Source organism: Pseudomonas migulae, from assembly GCF_024169315.1.
In the GTDB taxonomy this organism is placed as follows: domain Bacteria; phylum Pseudomonadota; class Gammaproteobacteria; order Pseudomonadales; family Pseudomonadaceae; genus Aquipseudomonas; species Aquipseudomonas migulae_B.
Genome location: NZ_JALJWR010000001.1, coordinates 4,578,274 through 4,596,735, shown reverse-complemented (window position 1 = coordinate 4,596,735; position 18,462 = coordinate 4,578,274). Strand labels below are relative to the sequence as shown.

The following is an 18,462-nucleotide window of genomic DNA, read 5'->3' as shown; positions in this document are numbered from 1 at the left end:
CGTCAGGTAGCTGTGAAAACCGTGCCCATGAACCCGAGCCGCCCTGCCCGCGTTAAACGCCAGTGACCTTCATTGATATTTGCTGAACCCCAGCCGATAGAAAAAGGTGCGCGATGCCCTCGCCGTCGGTTCTGCGCGGCGCCGTATCCCCATCCACCGTCGCGAGATAGTGATGCAGCGCCAGCGGCTCTCCGGTCACGCTGTCTACGAGGCGAAAGACCCTTGGCGATCTCGACGGCTGAACGGGCGGATTTTGCATCAGCTCCATTATCTTTGGATCAAAGGCCCGCTCCGGCATTACCCAGTCAGCGTAATCGGCTTCAGGCCTGACCAACCACCACTCTCCCCGCTCGATCTGGTCAAGCACCTCGCTGTCGGTATCGATCAACAGCCCCATGCGCAACTCGTCCAGTCCATCGATAGGCTGTCGATCCAGCAGCGCCTGGCGCACAAGTTCCAGCGCTTGCGCAGTGGGCCAGGCATGTTGGCGCTCCTGTTCGGACAGGCCGAATTCGTTGACCAGCCTCATCCCTGCACCTCGGTGTTCCACTCATCGGAACCCATGGTTCGGCTGATTTCATGCCGCCAGTAAATTCGCCGGTAACTGAAATGGATCTTCTCCAGTTGAGTGAGGTGAGCGGTGCCGGGGTCCTGGCAATGGGGCATGAGCACTTCAGCGCCGATGATCAGCGCGTCTTCCAGCTCCATTGTGTAGAAATGCTCCTGGGTGCCTTGAGCCGACGTGCGATACCACTTGATACGGCATTGGCTAAGCAATTCGCCGGAACACAACGCGATGTTGATCAGCGGCGAGGCTTTGTCGATAGCCTTGGTGATGATCAGGGGTTTGTGCATCCGACGCCCGGCGCCCGAGCCTTTGGGGACGAAGATGCCGTGGCTCAGGGCCTGGATCATGATCTGGTCTTCGCGGCCCAGTTGGTAGGAGTTACCCACCGATGCTTCCGTGAAAGCGCCAGCGCTGATCAGGCCTTGTCGTTCGCCGTGGAGGGTCATGAAGGCGGGAGTGGGCATGGCGGGGCTCCTTTGGTTTTTTTGGGAAACAAGGGGGTGAGCGGGATGGATTGATCCAGTTCAATCAGAGCTTCTTCGTCTCCATCTTCTGCGAAAGGCGTCCACGGCTTGCTGATCGACAGTGTGATGAGATACCGCTCTTCATCGGGTCGTCGGTCGTATTTGAAACGGTGGACGTACATCAAGACTTGATATTTTTTGCCAGCCTTCCAGTAAACCGTGCCTCCTTTATTAACGTCTCGCAACTGTGCTCGCCATTCCGGCGTGTCGGCAAAGGGTGGATAACGTGTCCTACCGGCCACCCTCCATCCGCCCCCGCGCCACTGGTTTTGTAAATCCAGCGCAACCTTCAGGGCATCATCGAGCAGTAGTGGCTCGATCTGCGGGGACATGCGGATACCGGAAATGACATTGTCGTCAAAATTGACAGTGAAAAAGCGCGCCGCCGGCGTGGTGAATCCGAACTGTGGATCAACAAATCGCAATCGTGCGTCGGTCATGGGAATGCCGTACCAGATGCGGTCGCGGATCTCCGGACTAAAGGGAGCTGAAGAGTTTCTGCGCAGATCTTCATACCTCCCCCCAATTTCCACGACGATTTCGGGTTCATCCCAGAGAGGTTGCGTCAGGCGATGTATGACGGCCCACGTCAGGCCAGCCAGGACAAGAAGGTAGGTGCCGCAGCGCCAGCCGAACCTACGTGGGCGCAGAGTCATCGGCTGCCACCGCTTGCTGCGATCTCGCTGATCGACTGCTCCAATGCATAACGGTCGTGGTCACCGAGCATCTGATCAAAACGCGCGGCGGCCTGGAGCACGAATGCCATTCGCTGCTTGATGTCGGACAAGTCCGCCAGCGGATTGTCGCCAAAATCGATGGTTCGCCCATCCTCGACACGCTGGCATTGGCTGGTAAGGGTCAACTCAATCGCCTGGGCAACGCCTGAAGGAAACCGCGTCACATAGGATGCGTGGTTGGCACGCAGCAAAGCCACCAATTGACGGTCCTGGTAAATCGTCGGCTGGAGGATATTGATCTGTTCATGCCTCGCCAAATGCTTAACACTTGCGGCGATGTCTCCGTCCTCTATCGCCTCAAAGCCCAGCAAAATCTCGTAGTAACCCACTCCGAACTGCAGTCTTTCCTCCCCCACTGGCCACAGCACCGGGAACTTCGGATGCCCGTAAATGCTCTTCCGGGCCTCCAGGCACTTCTTCAACTCCTTCAACCCACGCTTCGCATAAAACTCATGCAACGGAAAAACATCGAGAAACAGCGTGGTATTCCCCAGCGCCATCATGTCGTGCCCATGTCGGAACTGCTGTTGCACCAGCGACAAGTCGTCCCCCGGTGCACGAAAATCCACAGAGGGCACCGGATTTCGTGCATCCGCTTCTTTATAGTCACGCAGCTCATCCGCCTGCCCGGACATCTTGTCTGGCGTCAGCAGCCCGAACTCGCTGCGGCTATCGCGCACACGTTGACGCGCCTCCTGCTCATCGCGAATGAGATCGATACTGTCCGCCGCATGCAGCAACCCGCAGCCAACCTGCTTGGAGGCAAATGCCGCCAGCCCGGCCCACTGAAACCTTGAATCGTGCAGCCACAGGCGAGCGTAGGCAGCGTTGATCACGCGGTTGCGCTCTACCGGGTCGGCAATCAGTACACCACCGGGTGCGACAATCTCTTCCGCCTCGCGCTGGTAGTGTCGCCACAGGCAGGCGCAAGTAAGAATTGGCACGTCGGTAATGAGTGTCTTGCTGCCATAAAGCCGCTCCTCTTTGCATTCACATTCAGCGACGGGTGTGCTGTTGTGGTTGAGGCGCTGCTGATCGCTGGGTTGGTTTTTGAAACACTGGGTCATGATTCGTGGATGGCATCTAAGGGTTTCCCTGACACCCTACACGCCGAAAATCCGGCTCGAATCCAGCAATCTAAAAACCAGAACTCCCTGACAAATAACACTCGCCGAGCCGACGGACGCTTCGCACAAAAATACGAAAAACGCCCTGAGACACCCACCCCACGGGCCTTTCTGAATAACCCACAGGCATTTTCAGACCAGCCAGTCAGAAACTGAATGACGTCTGCATGCAGATTATTGACGTACGACACTCATGCAAACGAAAAGAGGTGCTAGCATAGAGCCACCAGTCGATCTCAGCATGCACCCTAACTAGTAGTCAGGATATGACCGAGCCAGAAGACCCCAGCCGTGAGCGCCTCAAGCACCACTTTGCCCAGCGGGTAATTCATCAGGCACGTCAAATTCTTGAGATCTGGCAGCGCCTGCAACGCAGTGAGTGGTCCGTCACCGACTTATCGGAACTGAGCGAGGCCAACCTGCGCCTGCTGCGTTTCGCCGAGCGTTTCGAACAACCGGAACACATCCAGCTGGCGCGTCACATCGGCCAGTCGCTGGAAGCTGTCGACGCCAATCGCGGACGCCTGAGCAGCGGCCTGATCACCGACCTCAATCGCTTGATGCAGCGCCTGTCACGCACCGGCCTGCGCCACGGCGATCAACTCGAACAGACCTTCCTGCCGCCGCTGCGCAAGCCGATCTATGTGATGTTGCAGGATCACGAGCGTGCCGAGCGCCTGGCCAAGCAGCTGGAGTTTTTCGGGCTCAGCGCCCAATCCCTCGACAGCGTGTCGGCATTTCGCTCGTCGATGGTCGAACGGCTGCCCGCTGCGATCGTCATGGACGTGGACTTCAGCGGTCCCGGCATCGGCCTGAAACTGGCCGCCGAAGCCCAGGTTGGCCTGGATGAACCGTTGCCGCTGCTGTTTTTCAGCCTGCTCGAAACCGATACCCCGACCCGTCTCGCGGCGGTGCGCGCCGGCGGTCAGGAATTTCTGACCGGCACCCTCGAAGCGTCGAGCCTGCTGGAGAAAATCGAAGTCCTGACCTGCGTTGCGCAATACGAACCTTATAAAGTGCTGATCATCGACGACTCCCGCGCCCAGGCCTTGCACACCGAGCGCCTGCTCAACAGCGCCGGGATCGTCACGCGAACCCTGATCGAGCCGATCCAGGCCATGGCCGAACTGGCAGACTTCCAGCCCGACCTGATCATCCTCGACATGTACATGCCGAGCTGCACCGGCACAGAACTGGCCAAGGTGATTCGCCACAACGACCGCTACGTCAGCGTGCCGATCATTTACCTGTCCGCCGAGGACGATCTGGACAAGCAGCTCGACGCCATGAGCGAGGGCGGCGACGACTTCCTGACCAAGCCGATCAAACCGCGTCACCTGATCACCACCGTGCGCAACCGTGCGGCGCGTGCACGCAATCTCAAAGCGCGGATGGTCCGCGACAGCCTCACCGGGCTGTACAACCACACGCACATTCTGCAATTGCTCGAAGACTGTTCGTTCCGCGCCCGTCGCGAGAGCAAGCCATTGAGTTTTGCGATGCTCGACATCGATCATTTCAAACGGGTCAACGACAGTCACGGCCACCCGATGGGCGACCGCGTGATCAAGAGCCTGGCGCTGTTTCTCAAGCAACGCCTGCGCAAGACGGACTTCATCGGCCGTTACGGCGGTGAAGAGTTCGCCATCGTCATGCCGGACACCGATATCGAAGCGGCCTACAACGTCCTCGATGAAATCCGTCAGCGTTTTGCGGAGATTCATTACCCCGCCCAGCCGCAGGATCTCTGGTGCACCTTCAGCGCCGGGGTGGTCGAGCTGTGCGAAGACTCCGACGGCCTGATGATGGCCAGCCAGGCAGACGAGGCGCTGTACCGTGCCAAGCACGCCGGGCGCAACCGCGTGCAAGCGGCACGGGCATCACAGCAAAGTGCCACTTTTTCATCGGAATCCACCCATTCAGTCATAACCCTGTAACAGAAACGCAATAACTTCAGGCACTTACCATTCTGCCGTTGGTAGTCCCGATGCGCCTGAAGCTGCTGACCAATCTCAACACCCTCCTTTTAGTCGCCGTGTGCGTGGCCCTCGGCGCCACGCTCTGGTGGTCGCAAAAAGCCCTGGAACGCCCGTATTTGTTGATGGAGCGCTACCTGGGCTTGTCTCAGCAATTTCAAAATGAAGTGGCGCGCAACGTTGAGGATTACCTCGCCAGCGGTGACGCCTTGCGCCTGAGCAGCGCCAGCCAGGCCATCGACGCGCTGCAGAAGGAACTGGGTGAACTGCCGCCGACACTGGCCGACACCTTGCGCCCCAGCCTGAAAAACCTGGATGAGTTCAGCAAAACCGACCTGCTGGCCGCCGGCAAACTCGCGGGCGACCCGCAAGCGCTGCTGTTGCAAGCCGAACGCGAGCTCGGTGCCAGCCTCGATCAGCTCAGCCAGTACGCCAGCGGCAATGCGACGTATCTGGCACCGCTGCTCACTGCCTCCCAACACCTGGGCAAACTGTCGCTGGCCCGGGACAAACTGGTCAGCAGCGGTCGCAGTGAACTGGCGGCGGATGTTGAACGTGAAGTCACCAACATCCGCGCTCAAGCTGAACTTCTGAATGCCCTGCCGCTACTCGGCGTAGCCAGTAAAAGTGAATCGGGTACCGACGATTTCGCCGCGATGATGGGCCTGGAGAACACCGAAAAAGCCGTGGCCGAAGATGCTGGCGTCGGGCTCAAGCGTGAATTGAATAGTCTGCTGACCCGCTACCCCGCCGAGCTTGCACGCACCCGCGAGCAAATTCAGAAACGCACCGACCTCAGCACCGCCACGCACCTGAAAATCGCCGACGTGCAACAGGCCATCGCCGGGCTGGAACCGGTAGTTCGTGCCCAGCACGGGCAAATCCAGAGCGAAGTACGGCTGATGCAAGGCGTGATGATCGGCCTGATCCTGCTGATCGCGTTGCTCATCGACACCCTGCAACGACGCCTCGCCCGGACGCTGACCAACCTCGCGCCGGCGCTTTCGACCTGGGCCGAGGGCGACTTCAGCCGGGACATTGAATTGGGCAAGACCAATCGCGAGCTGCATGACATTCAAGCCTCGCTCAACCGCTTGCGCGCTTACCTCGTCGATCTGGTCGGGACCATTCGCCTCAATGCCGAACAGGTCGCCGGCAGCAGTCGCACCCTGGCCGAATTGAGCAATGACCTGCACAGCGGCGCCGAGCATCAGGCGGGTGACACGGCGCTTATCCGTGATTCTCTCGGTGAGCTGGAAGCGACCATTCAACAAGTGGCCGGTGATGCCAGCCAGGCCGCCGACGCCAGCCGTCATGCCGGGCTGGCGGTGGAACATGGGCAAAAAGTCATCGGTTTGAGCCTCACTGGCCTGCATGCGCTGGTCGGTGAAGTGCAAGGCAATGCCCAGATGATCGAACACCTGGCTTCGGAATCGGCCACCATCGGCGGCGTGCTGACGGTGATTCGCTCGATTGCCGACCAGACCAACCTGCTGGCGCTGAACGCGGCCATCGAAGCGGCCCGGGCCGGGGAAATGGGTCGCGGTTTTGCCGTCGTGGCGGAAGAGGTTCGCTCACTGGCACAACGCACCGCGGGCGCCACGGCCGAAATTCAGACCTTGATCGCGGGGTTGCAAGCAGCGGCGCAGCAATCGGTGGAAGGCATGCGCGCGCAGGTTGAGCATGCTGAAGCAACGGCCAACCAGGCCCAGGCCGCTGACGGTGCGCTGGACAAGATCGTCGGGGCGATCCAGACCATTTCCGACACCGCCGTGCGCATTGCCGATGTCACTGCCCAGCAGAGCGGCGCTGTCAGCGAGATCCGTGATCACAGTGAGAGGATTCACCAATTGGGTGGGGATAACTTGCTGCGTATCGGTGAAGGCCGTGAGCAAGGGGAGCATTTGTTGGTGCTGGGCGGAAGACTGCATACAGCCGTTCAAGCCTTCCGCGTCTGACTACATTCCCTGTAGGAGCGAGGCTTGCCCGCGAACCATACGACGCGGTCTTTCAGGCAAACCGCGTTATCGTTCTTCGCGGGCAAGCCTCGCTCCTACAGAATGGGTTACGAGGCAACACGCGCCGCCGTCCGCTATCATGCCCCCAACTCTGATACGCGAGATTGTCATGCGCCGTTTGCTTTGCCTGCTGCTTTTAGTACTCGCCCTGCCGGCCAACGCCGCCGGGTTGCTGGAGAGTCGGGCCAGCGCCACGCTGGGCTCGATCAACAACAGCGCCGACTTCCTGCCGGTGCGCGAGGCCTTTCAGCTGAGCCTCGTAGAGAGCACGCCACAATCGATCAAACTGCGCTTTGTCGCCACCGAGGGTTACTACCTCTACCGCCATCGCTTTCAGTTTCGCGCCGATCCCGCCGATGTCGCGCTCGGCACGGCGCAGTTGCCCAAGGGCGAACAAAAGCACGATGAATACTTTGGCGATGTCGAGGTTTACCACGGGATTCTCGATGTAGAACTGCCACGCACCGATCAACGCGCCTTTACCCTGGCCGTGACGTATCAGGGCTGTGCCGACAAAGGCCTGTGCTACCCGCCTGAAACCGAACGCCTGAGTATCGATGGCAGCAGCGGTGCTGCCACGAGCTGGAGCTGGCGGGAGCTGGCGCTGTTCTTCCTCGCCGGCCTGGGTCTGACGTTCACCCCTTGCGTGCTGCCCATGTTGCCGATCCTCTCCGGCGTGGTGTTGCGCGGCCAGGTCGGTGGCTGGCGCGGCTTCAATCTGTCCCTCGCCTATGTATTGCCAATGGCCCTCTGTTTCGCCCTGCTTGGCGCGTTGATGGGGCTGTTCGGCGCACAGCTCAATCTTCAGGCGCGACTGCAATCGGCATGGGTGCTGGTGCCGTTCGCGATGTTTTTTGCCGTGTTTGCCCTGGCGATGTTCGGCGTCTTCGAACTCAAGTTACCGCAGGCGATCAGCAGTCGACTGGACCGCATCGCGGGTCGCACCGAAGGCGGCTCGTTGTGGGGTGCGGCGGTGCTCGGCGTGGTTTCCAGTCTGTTGGTTTCGCCCTGCGTCTCGGCACCGCTGGCCGGCGCGCTGCTGTACATCAGCGCCAGCGGCGACGCGCTGGGCGGCGGGCTGAAGCTGTTCATGCTCGGCCTCGGCATGGGCGCCCCGCTATTGTTGGTGGCCACCGGTGGCGCAGCCTGGCTGCCGAAAAGCGGGCCGTGGCTGGTCTACGTGAAAAACGCGATTGGCGTTTTGCTGCTGGGGCTGGCGATCGGTCTGCTCAGTCGGGTGTTGCCGGGGCAGATCACCTTGCTGCTGATCGGCTTGCTGTCCGGTGGCGTCGGTTTGTTCATGGGTGCGCTGGAGTTCGTCTACAAACCGCCGCGAAAACGTGTCGGCCAATTGCTCGGCATGTTCTTGCTGTTTTATGCGCTGGCGTGTTGGTACGGCGCCTTCAGTGGCCAGACTGATCCGCTCAATCCTATCGGCCAGCCGCGTATCGTCAGCGGCAACGGGCAGCCGCAAAACACCAGCGACTGGCAAACCGTCACCACCCCGGCCGAACTGGATCGCGTCCTCGCCGAGGCCAGATCGTCCAGCACCCCACTGCTGCTCGACTGGTACGCCGACTGGTGCATCAGCTGCAAAGTCATCGAGCACGAAGTGCTCAACGACACCCAAGTCGTCGAACGCCTCAAGGGCTATCGACTGATCCGCTTCGACATCACCGACAGCAACGCGGAACAACGTGCGCTGCTCGACCGCTACAAACTGTTCGGCCCACCGGCGCTGATGTTTTTTGGCAAGGACGGTGTCGAACGCGCCGATGTGCGAGTGATCGGCGAGATCAACGCGACGGACTTCGCCGAACGTGTTGCCAAAGCAAATGACCGGATTTAATCACCCGGTCACATATTTCGCGCAAACATCGGCCATCGTGCTGGCTATTGCATAGAACTGGACAGTCACAAAGGCTTTGCGGCATAGTCGCCGGGTTCTGACAAATGCACGCGGATAACAAGGAACAGCAGATGGCAACGCTATTGGTTCTGCACGGCCCCAACCTGAACATGCTCGGCACCCGTGAACCGGGCACCTACGGCGCTACGACACTGGCGCAGATCAACCAGGACCTGGAACGCCGCGCGCGCGAAGCCGGCCATCATTTGCTGCACCTGCAAAGCAACGCCGAGTACGAATTGATCGACCGCATCCACGCTGCCCGCAGCGAAGGTGTGGACTTCATTCTGATCAACCCAGCAGCTTTTACGCACACAAGTGTCGCATTACGTGACGCGCTGCTGGCGGTGAGCATCCCATTCATCGAAGTGCATTTGTCTAACGTGCACAAACGCGAACCTTTCCGCCATCACTCTTACTTCTCCGACGTAGCGGTGGGAGTGATCTGCGGCCTTGGCGCCAGCGGTTATCGACTGGCCCTGGAGGCCGCACTAGAGCAGCTTGAAAGACAGGCAACGACTTGAACAACAAGCGTTAAACGCCCCTGACCGACCCTTGGGAGTTGATGATTCATGGATATCCGTAAAGTTAAGAAACTGATCGAATTGCTGGAAGAGTCCGGCATCGACGAGCTCGAGATCAAGGAAGGCGAAGAGTCCGTACGCATCAGCCGCCATAGCAAGACTCCGGCTCAGCAGTACTACGCACCGGCTCCAATGCACGCTCCGGCTCCAGCGCCTGCCGCTGCTGCTCCGGTTGCCGCCGCTGCCGCTCCTGCTGCTCCGGCCGCACCTGTCCTGAACGGCACCGTTGCCCGTTCGCCGATGGTCGGCACCTTCTATCGCAAGTCTTCCCCAAGCTCGCCATCCTTCGTTGAAGTTGGCCAGACCGTGAAGAAAGGCGACACCCTGTGCATCGTCGAAGCCATGAAGATGATGAACCACATCGAAGCTGAAACCAGCGGTGTGATCGAATCCATCCTCGTCGAAGACGGCCAGCCGGTTGAGTACGACCAACCGCTGTTCACCATCGTTTGAACCGCGGAGAAACTTTGATGACTGCGAAGTTGGAAAAAGTTCTGATCGCCAACCGCGGTGAGATCGCACTGCGGATTCTGCGTGCCTGCAAAGAGATGGGCATCAAGACCGTCGCCGTTTACTCCAAGGCCGACAAAGAGCTGATGCACCTGGGCCTGGCAGACGAATCCGTCTGCATCGGTCCGGCCTCGGCCGCCCACTCTTACCTGCACATCCCGGCAATCATCGCTGCGGCTGAAGTGACCGGCGCTACCGCCATTCACCCTGGCTACGGTTTCCTTGCGGAAAACGCTGATTTCGCTGAACAGGTCGAGAACTCCGGCTTCGCCTTCATTGGCCCGAAAGCCGACACCATTCGCCTGATGGGCGACAAGGTTTCGGCCAAGCACGCCATGATCGCGGCTGGCGTTCCAACTGTTCCGGGTTCCGACGGCCCGCTGCCGGAAGACGAAGAAACCGCTCTGCGCATCGGTCGCGAAGTCGGTTATCCGGTGATCATCAAAGCCGCTGGCGGCGGCGGTGGTCGCGGCATGCGCGTTGTGCATAAAGAAGAAGACCTGATCTCCTCGGCGAAACTGACCCGCTCCGAAGCAGGCGCGGCGTTCGGCAACCCGATGGTCTACCTGGAAAAATTCCTGACCAACCCACGTCACGTGGAAGTTCAGGTACTTTCCGACGGTCAGGGCCACGCCATCCATCTGGGCGACCGCGATTGCTCGCTGCAACGTCGTCACCAGAAGGTTCTCGAAGAAGCGCCGGCACCGGGCATCGACGAGAAAGCACGCGCTGAAGTCCTCGCTCGCTGCGTCAAGGCGTGCATCGACATCAACTACCGTGGCGCGGGCACTTTCGAGTTCCTGTACGAGAACGGCGCGTTCTATTTCATCGAAATGAACACCCGCGTTCAGGTTGAGCACCCGGTTTCGGAAATGGTCACCGGCATCGACATCGTCAAGGAGATGCTCAGCATCGCCGCTGGCAACAAGCTGTCGTACACCCAGGAAGACGTCGTCATCCGCGGTCACGCACTGGAATGCCGGATCAACGCCGAAGACCCGAAAACCTTCATGCCGAGCCCGGGCACGGTCAAGCATTTCCACGCTCCGGGCGGCAACGGCGTTCGCGTCGATTCGCACCTGTACAGTGGCTATGCCGTTCCGCCGAACTACGATTCGTTGATCGGCAAGCTGATCACCTACGGCGCAACCCGTGACGAAGCGTTGGCGCGCATGCGCAACGCGCTGGACGAAATCGTTGTCGACGGGATCAAGACCAACATCCCGCTGCACCGCGATCTGGTCCGCGATGAAGGCTTCTGCAAAGGTGGGATCAACATCCACTACCTGGAACACAAGCTGGCTGGCGACAAGCACTAAGCTTTAGCCCGATCAACAAAGCCGCCTTCGGGCGGCTTTGTTGTTTCTGGAGATTGCCAAACACAACTCCCTTGTGGCGAGGGGGCTTGCCCCCGTTGGACTGCGAAGCGGTCCCAAAACAGTCGATCCGGATTTTCCTGATGCTGCGCGGCTGAATGGTTTTGCGTCTGCTGCGCAGCCGAACGGGGGCAAACCCCCTCGCCACAGGTGATTTGTTCACCCCTGATCCATGCCTACCCGGTCGTCTTCTGCGCCGCGCTCGCGTAAACTTGCGCGCTTCTCGCAGCCCGCTAGGCTGCAATCAATATTTTTCAAAGGTGCCCGCCATGCCTTGGCTGCAAGTCCGTCTCGCCATCAGCCCAGAACAAGCCGAAACCTACGAAGACGCTTTCCTTGAAGTGGGCGCCGTATCGGTGACGTTCATGGACGCCGAAGATCAGCCGATCTTCGAACCTGAGCTCAACACCACCCCGTTGTGGTCGCACACGCACCTGCTGGCCCTATTCGAAGGTGGCACCGAAGCCGCCACCGTGCTGGCCCACCTTGAGTTGCTGACCGGCAGCCCGCTGCCCGAGCATCACAGCGAAGTCATCGAAGACCAGGACTGGGAACGCACCTGGATGGACGATTTCCAGCCAATGCGCTTCGGCCAGCGCCTGTGGATCGTTCCAAGCTGGCACGCTGCCCCTGAACCCGACGCCGTGAACATTCTGCTGGATCCGGGCCTCGCCTTTGGCACCGGCACCCACCCGACCACCGCGCTGTGCCTGGAATGGCTCGACGGTCAGGATCTGAAAGACTGCAACGTGCTGGACTTCGGTTGCGGCTCGGGGATCCTGGCGATAGCCGCCCTGTTGCTCGGCGCCAAGGAAGCTGTAGGCACCGACATCGACGTACAAGCGCTGGAAGCTTCCCGCGACAACGCCGGGCGCAACAACATCGCCGAAGCGCTGTTCCCGCTGTACCTGCCGGAGGACCTGCCGCAGGTTCAGGCCGACGTGCTGGTGGCCAACATCCTTGCCGGCCCGCTGGTGTCGCTGGCACCGCAATTGTCCAGCCTGGTCAAGCCGGGTGGTCGCCTGGCACTGTCCGGCATTCTTGCCGAACAAGGCGAAGAGGTTGCCAACGCCTACGCGCAGGATTTCGATCTGGACCCGATCGCCAATCGCGATGGCTGGGTGCGCATCACTGGCCGTCGGCGCTAGAATGAGCGCCTGCATAATCCGGATCGCCGCATGACCGACAGCTTCGTCACTCAGTGCCCGCATTGCCAAACCAGCTTCCGCGTCAGCCATGCTCAATTGAGCGTGGCCCGTGGGGTGGTTCGTTGCGGCTCGTGCCTGCAGGTGTTCAACGCCGCCAAGCAACTGCTTGAGCAGGCAGGCAAGGAAGTGATCCCCCCGGTTGCTCCGGCCATCGTTGAGACAGCCGCGCCAGAACCACGGGCCATCAGCCAGAAACAGTGGTCAGCCGCTGAACTCGACCTGGACAGCCTGGACCTGGACGAAGAACTCGCCCGGCTCGAGCAACGGGAAATCCAGCCGACCACCGAGTTCGGTCGTCACCGCGAAGACAGCCTGAGTGCCCGCCGGGATACCGTCGAGCACGACGAAGAACCCTGGTCCGACAGCCTGTTCAGCGAATCGGCTGCCGATCGCGCTGAAGCGGCTGAAGCCACGATCACGCCAGAACCGATCATCGAGCCGAGCAGCCCCTCGCGCACCGAACCGTCGCTGTCCCTGGAACCGATGGAACTGGAAAACGAGTCTCTTCCGCCGCAACTGCGCCTGAATGATCCGCTCGACGCCCCGCTTCATCACGAACGCCTGTCAGCGACCGATGCGGCTGATGAAATCGACGACCTGCCTTCGATAGAGCCCCTGCGCAAGCGACGCGAACGCAGCGAGCCGGCCTTTCACGCCGAGGCCCTGCAAGACCTGACCGATGACCCGCTGCAACTCGACTGGCAGAAACGCCGGTCACCCTGGGGTCGACGTTTTCTCTGGTTGCTGCTGATCCTGCTCGGTGCCGGCGCACTCGTCGGCCAGTACATCGCCTATCACTTCGACGAACTGGCGCGCCAGGATCAGTACCGTCCGTGGTTCCAGCAGGTGTGCCCACAAATCGGATGCACCGTGCCATCCAAAGTCGACATCGCGAAAATCAAGAGCAGCAACCTGGTGGTGCGCAGCCATCCGGAGTTCAACGGCGCGCTGGTGGTCGACGCGATCATCTACAACCGTGCGCCCTTCTCCCAGCCGTTCCCGCTGCTGGAGTTGCGCTTTGCCGACCTCAACGGCCACCTGATCGCCAGCCGCCGCTTCAAGCCCGGCGAGTACCTCAACGGCGATCTCGAAGGCATGGCGGAAATGCCCCCGCAAACGCCGATCCACATCGCCCTGGACATTCTCGACCCAGGCGCAAAAGCCGTGAACTACAGCCTGAGCTTCCACTCACCCGAGTGAAACGGTTCAGTGTTACGGGTTTGGCGGCACATTTCTGACAGCGACCGCTCATACCAAACTGCTGGCGATAACAGAATAACTGTTCAGATTTTGTTCAATTCAGCCTTTATCCAGTCATCGAGAGCGGGTATCATGCCAACCCTTTTTCGAACTCTCATGATCCGGCCCCACAACAGGGAAGTCCTATGTCGGCGGTACGCATCGGTCCATACACATTGCACAACGGCTTGATTCTCGCCCCTATGGCGGGTGTCACCGATCAGCCCTTTCGTCAGCTGTGCAAGCGACTGGGCGCAGGACTTGTAGTTTCGGAAATGGTCACCAGCGACATGAGTTTGTGGAACACCCGCAAATCGCGCATGCGCATGATCCACGAAGGCGATCCTGAGCCACGCTCGGTACAGATCGCCGGTGGGGATGCACAGATGCTGGCGGATGCAGCCCGGGCCAACGTCGAACTGGGCGCACAGATTATTGATATCAACATGGGCTGTCCGGCGAAGAAGGTCTGCAACAAGGCCGCCGGTTCTGCACTGTTGAAGGACGAAGCACTGGTGACCGAGATCCTGCAGGCCGTGGTGGCTGCGGTTGATGTGCCGGTCACCCTGAAGATCCGTACCGGCTGGGACCGGGACAACAAGAACGGCCTGACGGTGGCGAAGATCGCCGAGCAGGCAGGCATCACGGCGCTGGCGGTTCACGGCCGCACCCGTGCCGATCTGTACACCGGTGAAGCCGAGTACGACACCATTGCCGCGATCAAGCAGGCGGTGTCGATTCCGGTCTTCGCCAATGGCGACATCGATTCACCGGAGAAGGCGCGATACGTGCTCGACGCGACCGGTGCCGATGGATTGCTGGTTGGACGGGCTGCCCAGGGGCGGCCATGGATTTTTCGCGAGATCGACCATTTCCTGCGTACCGGCGAGAAACTCCCGGCGCTGGAACTGATCGAGGTGGAACGCATTCTGCTAGAGCATCTGGCTGCGCTGCACGTCTTCTATGGGGATGTCATGGGCGTACGCATTGCTCGAAAGCATGTGGGCTGGTATCTCGCAACCTTGCCGGGCGCCAGGGAGTTCCGCGCCCACTTCAATCGTTTGGAAGATACGGAAGCACAATGCGCCAACGTTCAGGGCTTCTTCGCCGAACGTTACAAGAGCCTGACAGGGGACGGAGAAGAGGTGGCCGCATGACGATGATGACCGAGACTTTAGTGAGTGGAACAGCACCCGTGAGCGACAACGTGAATTTGAAACAGCACCTCAACACGCCGAGCGAAGAAGGTCAGACCCTTCGCGGCAGTGTCGAGAAGGCGCTGCACAATTATTTCGCCCACCTTGAGGGCGCTGCCGTCACGGATGTGTACAACCTGGTGCTCTCCGAAGTCGAGGCGCCCCTGCTCGAGTGCGTGATGAACTACGTCAAGGGCAACCAGACCAAGGCCAGCGAGCTGCTCGGACTGAACCGAGGCACCCTGCGCAAGAAACTCAAGCAGTACGATTTGCTGTAAGCATTCAATCAAACCAGAAAGGCGCCCGCGTAAAAACGGTCGCCTTTTTTGCTGACTCCTTTGCTTTTGATGGAAATTGAAATGACCGACCAGACTACCCGCCTGCCGATCCGCCGCGCCTTGATCAGCGTTTCCGACAAGACCGGGATCCTCGAATTCGCCAAAGAGCTTGAAGCCCTGGGCGTCGAGATCCTCTCCACCGGCGGAACGTTCAAGCTGCTGCGCGACAACGGTGTTGCCGCAGTGGAAGTCGCGGATTACACCGGTTTCGCAGAAATGATGGACGGTCGGGTGAAAACCCTGCACCCGAAAATCCACGGCGGGATCCTCGGTCGTCGCGGTATCGACGACGCCATCATGAACGAACACGGCATCAAGCCGATCGATCTGGTCGCGGTCAACCTGTACCCGTTCGAAGCCACCATCAACAAGCCAGGCTGCGACCTGCCGACCGCCATCGAGAACATCGACATCGGCGGCCCGACCATGGTCCGTTCGGCTGCAAAAAACCATAAAGACGTGGCCATCGTGGTGAATGCCAGCGACTACGCCAGCGTCCTCGAAGGCCTCAAGGCCGGCGGCCTGACCTACGCGCAGCGTTTCGACCTGATGCTCAAGGCCTTCGAACACACCGCGGCCTACGACGGCATGATCGCCAACTACATGGGCACCGTGAACCAGGCCGCTGACACCCTCAGCACCGAAGGTCGCAGCGAATTCCCGCGCACCTTCAACAGCCAGTTCGTCAAGGCTCAGGAAATGCGTTACGGCGAGAACCCGCACCAGAGCGCGGCGTTCTACGTGGAAGCCAAGCCTGCCGAAGTGGGCATTGCCACCGCGACCCAACTGCAAGGCAAAGAGCTGTCGTACAACAACGTGGCCGACACCGACGCCGCGCTGGAATGCGTGAAGAGCTTCGTCAAGCCGGCCTGCGTGATCGTCAAGCATGCTAACCCGTGCGGCGTTGCCGTGAGCCCGGACGCCGAAGGCGGTATCCGCCAGGCCTACGAACTGGCCTACGCCACCGACACCGAATCCGCATTCGGCGGCATCATCGCCTTCAACCGCGAACTGGATGCCGAGACTGCCAAGGCTATCGTCGAGCGTCAGTTCGTCGAAGTGATCATCGCCCCAAGCGTCAGCGAAGAAGCCCGCGCCATCGTCGCGGCAAAAGCCAACGTACGCCTGCTGGCCTGTGGCGAGTGGTCGGCTGACCGCGCCGCTGCGTGGGACTACAAACGCGTCAACGGTGGCCTGCTGGTGCAGAGCCGCGACATCGGCATGATCGGCGCCGATGACCTGAAAGTCGTGACCAAGCGTGCACCGACCGAACAGGAAATCAACGACCTGATCTTCGCCTGGAAAGTCGCCAAGTATGTGAAGTCCAACGCCATCGTCTACGCCAAGAACCGTCAGACCATCGGTGTCGGCGCTGGCCAGATGAGCCGCGTGAACTCCGCGCGTATCGCTGCGATCAAGGCTGAACATGCCGGCTTGCAGGTCGCCGGTTCGGTGATGGCTTCCGACGCATTCTTCCCGTTCCGCGACGGTCTGGACAATGCGGCCAAGGTCGGCATCACCGCGGTGATCCAGCCGGGCGGCTCGATGCGTGATGCAGAAGTGATTGCAGCGGCTGATGAAGCTGGCATCGCCATGGTCTTTACTGGCATGCGCCACTTCCGTCACTAAGCACGACGATCAACTGTGGGAGCGGGCTTGCCCGCGATGCAGGCACCTCGGTCTGTCAGGTAGTCCGAGGCGATGCTATCGCAGGCAAGCCAGCTCCCACAGAAAAGCATCTCAGCGGTGCTCCCACAGAATTAGCGTCATCCGAGGTTTTTGAAATGAATGTTTTGATCATTGGCAGCGGTGGCCGTGAACACGCCCTGGCCTGGAAAGTGGCTCAGGATCCGCGCGTGCAGAAGGTATTCGTGGCTCCCGGCAACGCCGGCACCGCCATTGAAGCCAAGTGCGAGAACGTCGCTATCGATGTGCTCGCACTGGAACAACTCGCCGACTTCGCCGAGAAGAACGTTTCCCTGACCATCGTCGGCCCGGAAGTGCCACTGGTTGCCGGCGTCGTCGACCTGTTCCGCTCCCGTGGCCTCGATTGCTTCGGCCCGACCGCGGGCGCTGCCCAGCTGGAAGGCTCGAAAGCGTTCACCAAGGATTTCCTGGCGCGTCACAAGATCCCGACCGCCGACTACCAGAACTTCACCGAGATCGAGCCAGCCCTGGCTTATCTGCGTGAAAAAGGCGCACCGATCGTGATCAAGGCCGACGGCCTGGCCGCCGGTAAAGGCGTGATCGTCGCCATGACACTGGCCGAAGCCGAAGACGCCGTGCGCGACATGCTCGCAGGCAACGCGTTCGGCGACGCCGGTTCGCGCGTGGTCATCGAAGAATTCCTGGACGGCGAAGAAGCCAGCTTCATCGTCATGGTCGACGGCAAGAACGTATTGCCGATGGCCACCAGCCAGGACCACAAACGCGTCGGCGACGGCGATACCGGCCCGAACACCGGTGGCATGGGTGCTTACTCCCCGGCACCGGTCGTTACCAGCGAAGTGCACAAGCGCGTCATGGACCTGGTGATCTGGCCAACCGTGCGCGGCATGGCTGAAGAAGGCAACGTCTACACCGGTTTCCTCTATGCTGGCTTGATGATCGACAAGGCTGGTAACCCAAAAGTCATCGAATTCAACTGCCGTTTCGGCGACCCTGAGACCCAACCGGTTATGCTGCGCTTGCAGTCGAGCCTGGTGTTGCTGGTCGAAGCCGCTTTGGCCCAAGCGCTGGACAAGGTCGAAGCCCAGTGGGATCCACGCCCGAGCGTCGGCATCGTGCTGGCGGCAGGCGGCTATCCTGGCGACTACGCTAAAGGCGTCGCCATCAACGGCCTGGATGCAGCGGCCGCGCTGGAAGGCAAAGTCTTCCACGCCGGTACTGCGCTGAAGGATGATCAAGTGGTGACGGCCGGTGGTCGGGTGCTTTGCGCTACCGCCATGGGCGCCAGCGTCGATGCTGCCCAGCAGCAGGCTTACAAGCTGGCGGCCAAGATTGACTGGGAAGGCTGTTTTTATCGCAAGGACATTGGCTACCGCGCCATTGCCCGCGAGCGTGGCGAAAATCAGGAATAATCGATCCATTCGGTCGGGCAAGGGTTTCAGCCCCTTGCCGGACTATTCCGGCGCCGCGCATAGTTATATTCT

General features: G+C 60.3%; 16 protein-coding genes. 12 read left to right on the top strand and 4 right to left on the bottom strand.

Features of this window, described 5'->3' with window-relative positions; all coding sequences use genetic code 11:
• Nucleotides 1-52 precede the first annotated feature (52 nt).
• Genes J2Y86_RS21075 through J2Y86_RS21060 form a run of 4 tightly spaced genes read right to left on the bottom strand, consistent with a single transcriptional unit; the run spans nt 53 to nt 2,896 of the window.
• Nucleotides 53-529, bottom strand: a complete 477-nt coding sequence (locus J2Y86_RS21075) for a hypothetical protein (RefSeq protein WP_253435830.1) — start codon at nt 527-529, stop codon at nt 53-55.
• Entirely contained in the window at nt 526-1,032 is a 507-nt protein-coding gene (locus J2Y86_RS21070) for an Hcp family type VI secretion system effector (protein ID WP_253435826.1), read from the bottom strand. Before J2Y86_RS21070 ends, J2Y86_RS21075 begins: the two co-directional genes overlap by 4 nt.
• Complete coding sequence (locus J2Y86_RS21065; RefSeq protein ID WP_253435823.1) at nt 1,011-1,748, bottom strand: hypothetical protein; 738 nt, start codon at nt 1,746-1,748, stop codon at nt 1,011-1,013. The genes J2Y86_RS21070 and J2Y86_RS21065 overlap by 22 nt, the downstream gene beginning before the upstream one ends.
• Nucleotides 1,745-2,896 carry a DUF2515 family protein gene (locus tag J2Y86_RS21060; RefSeq protein WP_253435820.1) on the bottom strand — a complete coding sequence of 384 codons (1,152 nt, stop codon included), beginning with the start codon at nt 2,894-2,896 and terminating at the stop codon, nt 1,745-1,747. The genes J2Y86_RS21065 and J2Y86_RS21060 overlap by 4 nt, the downstream gene beginning before the upstream one ends.
• 326 nt (nt 2,897-3,222) lie before the next feature.
• Here J2Y86_RS21060 and gcbA point away from each other — a divergent pair, with 326 nt between their 5' ends.
• The 12 genes from gcbA to purD all read left to right on the top strand — a co-directional run bounded on the left by gcbA (nt 3,223) and on the right by purD (nt 18,390).
• Nucleotides 3,223-4,893: a diguanylate cyclase GcbA gene (gene gcbA / locus J2Y86_RS21055; RefSeq protein ID WP_253435816.1), complete on the top strand. Its 1,671-nt coding sequence runs from the start codon at nt 3,223-3,225 to the stop codon at nt 4,891-4,893.
• 1,448 nt (nt 4,894-6,341) lie between these two features.
• Nucleotides 6,342-6,890 (top strand): methyl-accepting chemotaxis protein, encoded by a 549-nt coding sequence (locus J2Y86_RS30515; RefSeq protein ID WP_437180692.1) that lies wholly within the window; start codon nt 6,342-6,344, stop codon nt 6,888-6,890.
• 169 nt (nt 6,891-7,059) lie between these two features.
• A complete protein-coding gene (locus tag J2Y86_RS21045; RefSeq protein WP_253435810.1) occupies nt 7,060-8,799 on the top strand; it encodes a protein-disulfide reductase DsbD in 1,740 nt (579 codons plus the stop codon).
• A gap of 131 nt (nt 8,800-8,930) precedes the next feature.
• Nucleotides 8,931-9,383, top strand: coding sequence for a type II 3-dehydroquinate dehydratase (gene aroQ / locus J2Y86_RS21040; protein WP_253435807.1), 453 nt, complete (start codon nt 8,931-8,933; stop codon nt 9,381-9,383).
• A gap of 48 nt (nt 9,384-9,431) precedes the next feature.
• Nucleotides 9,432-9,896 carry an acetyl-CoA carboxylase biotin carboxyl carrier protein gene (accB, locus tag J2Y86_RS21035; protein WP_253435803.1) on the top strand — a complete coding sequence of 155 codons (465 nt, stop codon included), beginning with the start codon at nt 9,432-9,434 and terminating at the stop codon, nt 9,894-9,896.
• Nucleotides 9,897-9,913: 17 nt separating this feature from the next.
• Nucleotides 9,914-11,272 (top strand): acetyl-CoA carboxylase biotin carboxylase subunit, encoded by a 1,359-nt coding sequence (gene accC, locus J2Y86_RS21030; protein ID WP_017336341.1) that lies wholly within the window; start codon nt 9,914-9,916, stop codon nt 11,270-11,272.
• 326 nt (nt 11,273-11,598) lie between these two features.
• Nucleotides 11,599-12,477 carry a 50S ribosomal protein L11 methyltransferase gene (prmA, locus tag J2Y86_RS21025; RefSeq protein ID WP_253435800.1) on the top strand — a complete coding sequence of 293 codons (879 nt, stop codon included), beginning with the start codon at nt 11,599-11,601 and terminating at the stop codon, nt 12,475-12,477.
• A 30-nt stretch (nt 12,478-12,507) separates the two neighbouring features.
• Nucleotides 12,508-13,737, top strand: coding sequence for a DUF3426 domain-containing protein (locus J2Y86_RS21020; RefSeq protein WP_253435797.1), 1,230 nt, complete (start codon nt 12,508-12,510; stop codon nt 13,735-13,737).
• Nucleotides 13,738-13,922: 185 nt separating this feature from the next.
• Nucleotides 13,923-14,933 carry a tRNA dihydrouridine synthase DusB gene (gene dusB, locus J2Y86_RS21015; RefSeq protein WP_017336338.1) on the top strand — a complete coding sequence of 337 codons (1,011 nt, stop codon included), beginning with the start codon at nt 13,923-13,925 and terminating at the stop codon, nt 14,931-14,933.
• Complete coding sequence (gene fis / locus J2Y86_RS21010; protein WP_007945216.1) at nt 14,930-15,250, top strand: DNA-binding transcriptional regulator Fis; 321 nt, start codon at nt 14,930-14,932, stop codon at nt 15,248-15,250. Before dusB ends, fis begins: the two co-directional genes overlap by 4 nt.
• Nucleotides 15,251-15,331: 81 nt before the next feature.
• The gene (gene purH, locus J2Y86_RS21005; RefSeq protein WP_253435794.1) at nt 15,332-16,939 is read left to right on the top strand and encodes a bifunctional phosphoribosylaminoimidazolecarboxamide formyltransferase/IMP cyclohydrolase; all 1,608 of its coding nucleotides are present in this window, start codon (nt 15,332-15,334) and stop codon (nt 16,937-16,939) included.
• A gap of 155 nt (nt 16,940-17,094) precedes the next feature.
• Nucleotides 17,095-18,390, top strand: coding sequence for a phosphoribosylamine--glycine ligase (gene purD / locus J2Y86_RS21000; protein WP_253435791.1), 1,296 nt, complete (start codon nt 17,095-17,097; stop codon nt 18,388-18,390).
• Nucleotides 18,391-18,462 lie beyond the last annotated feature (72 nt).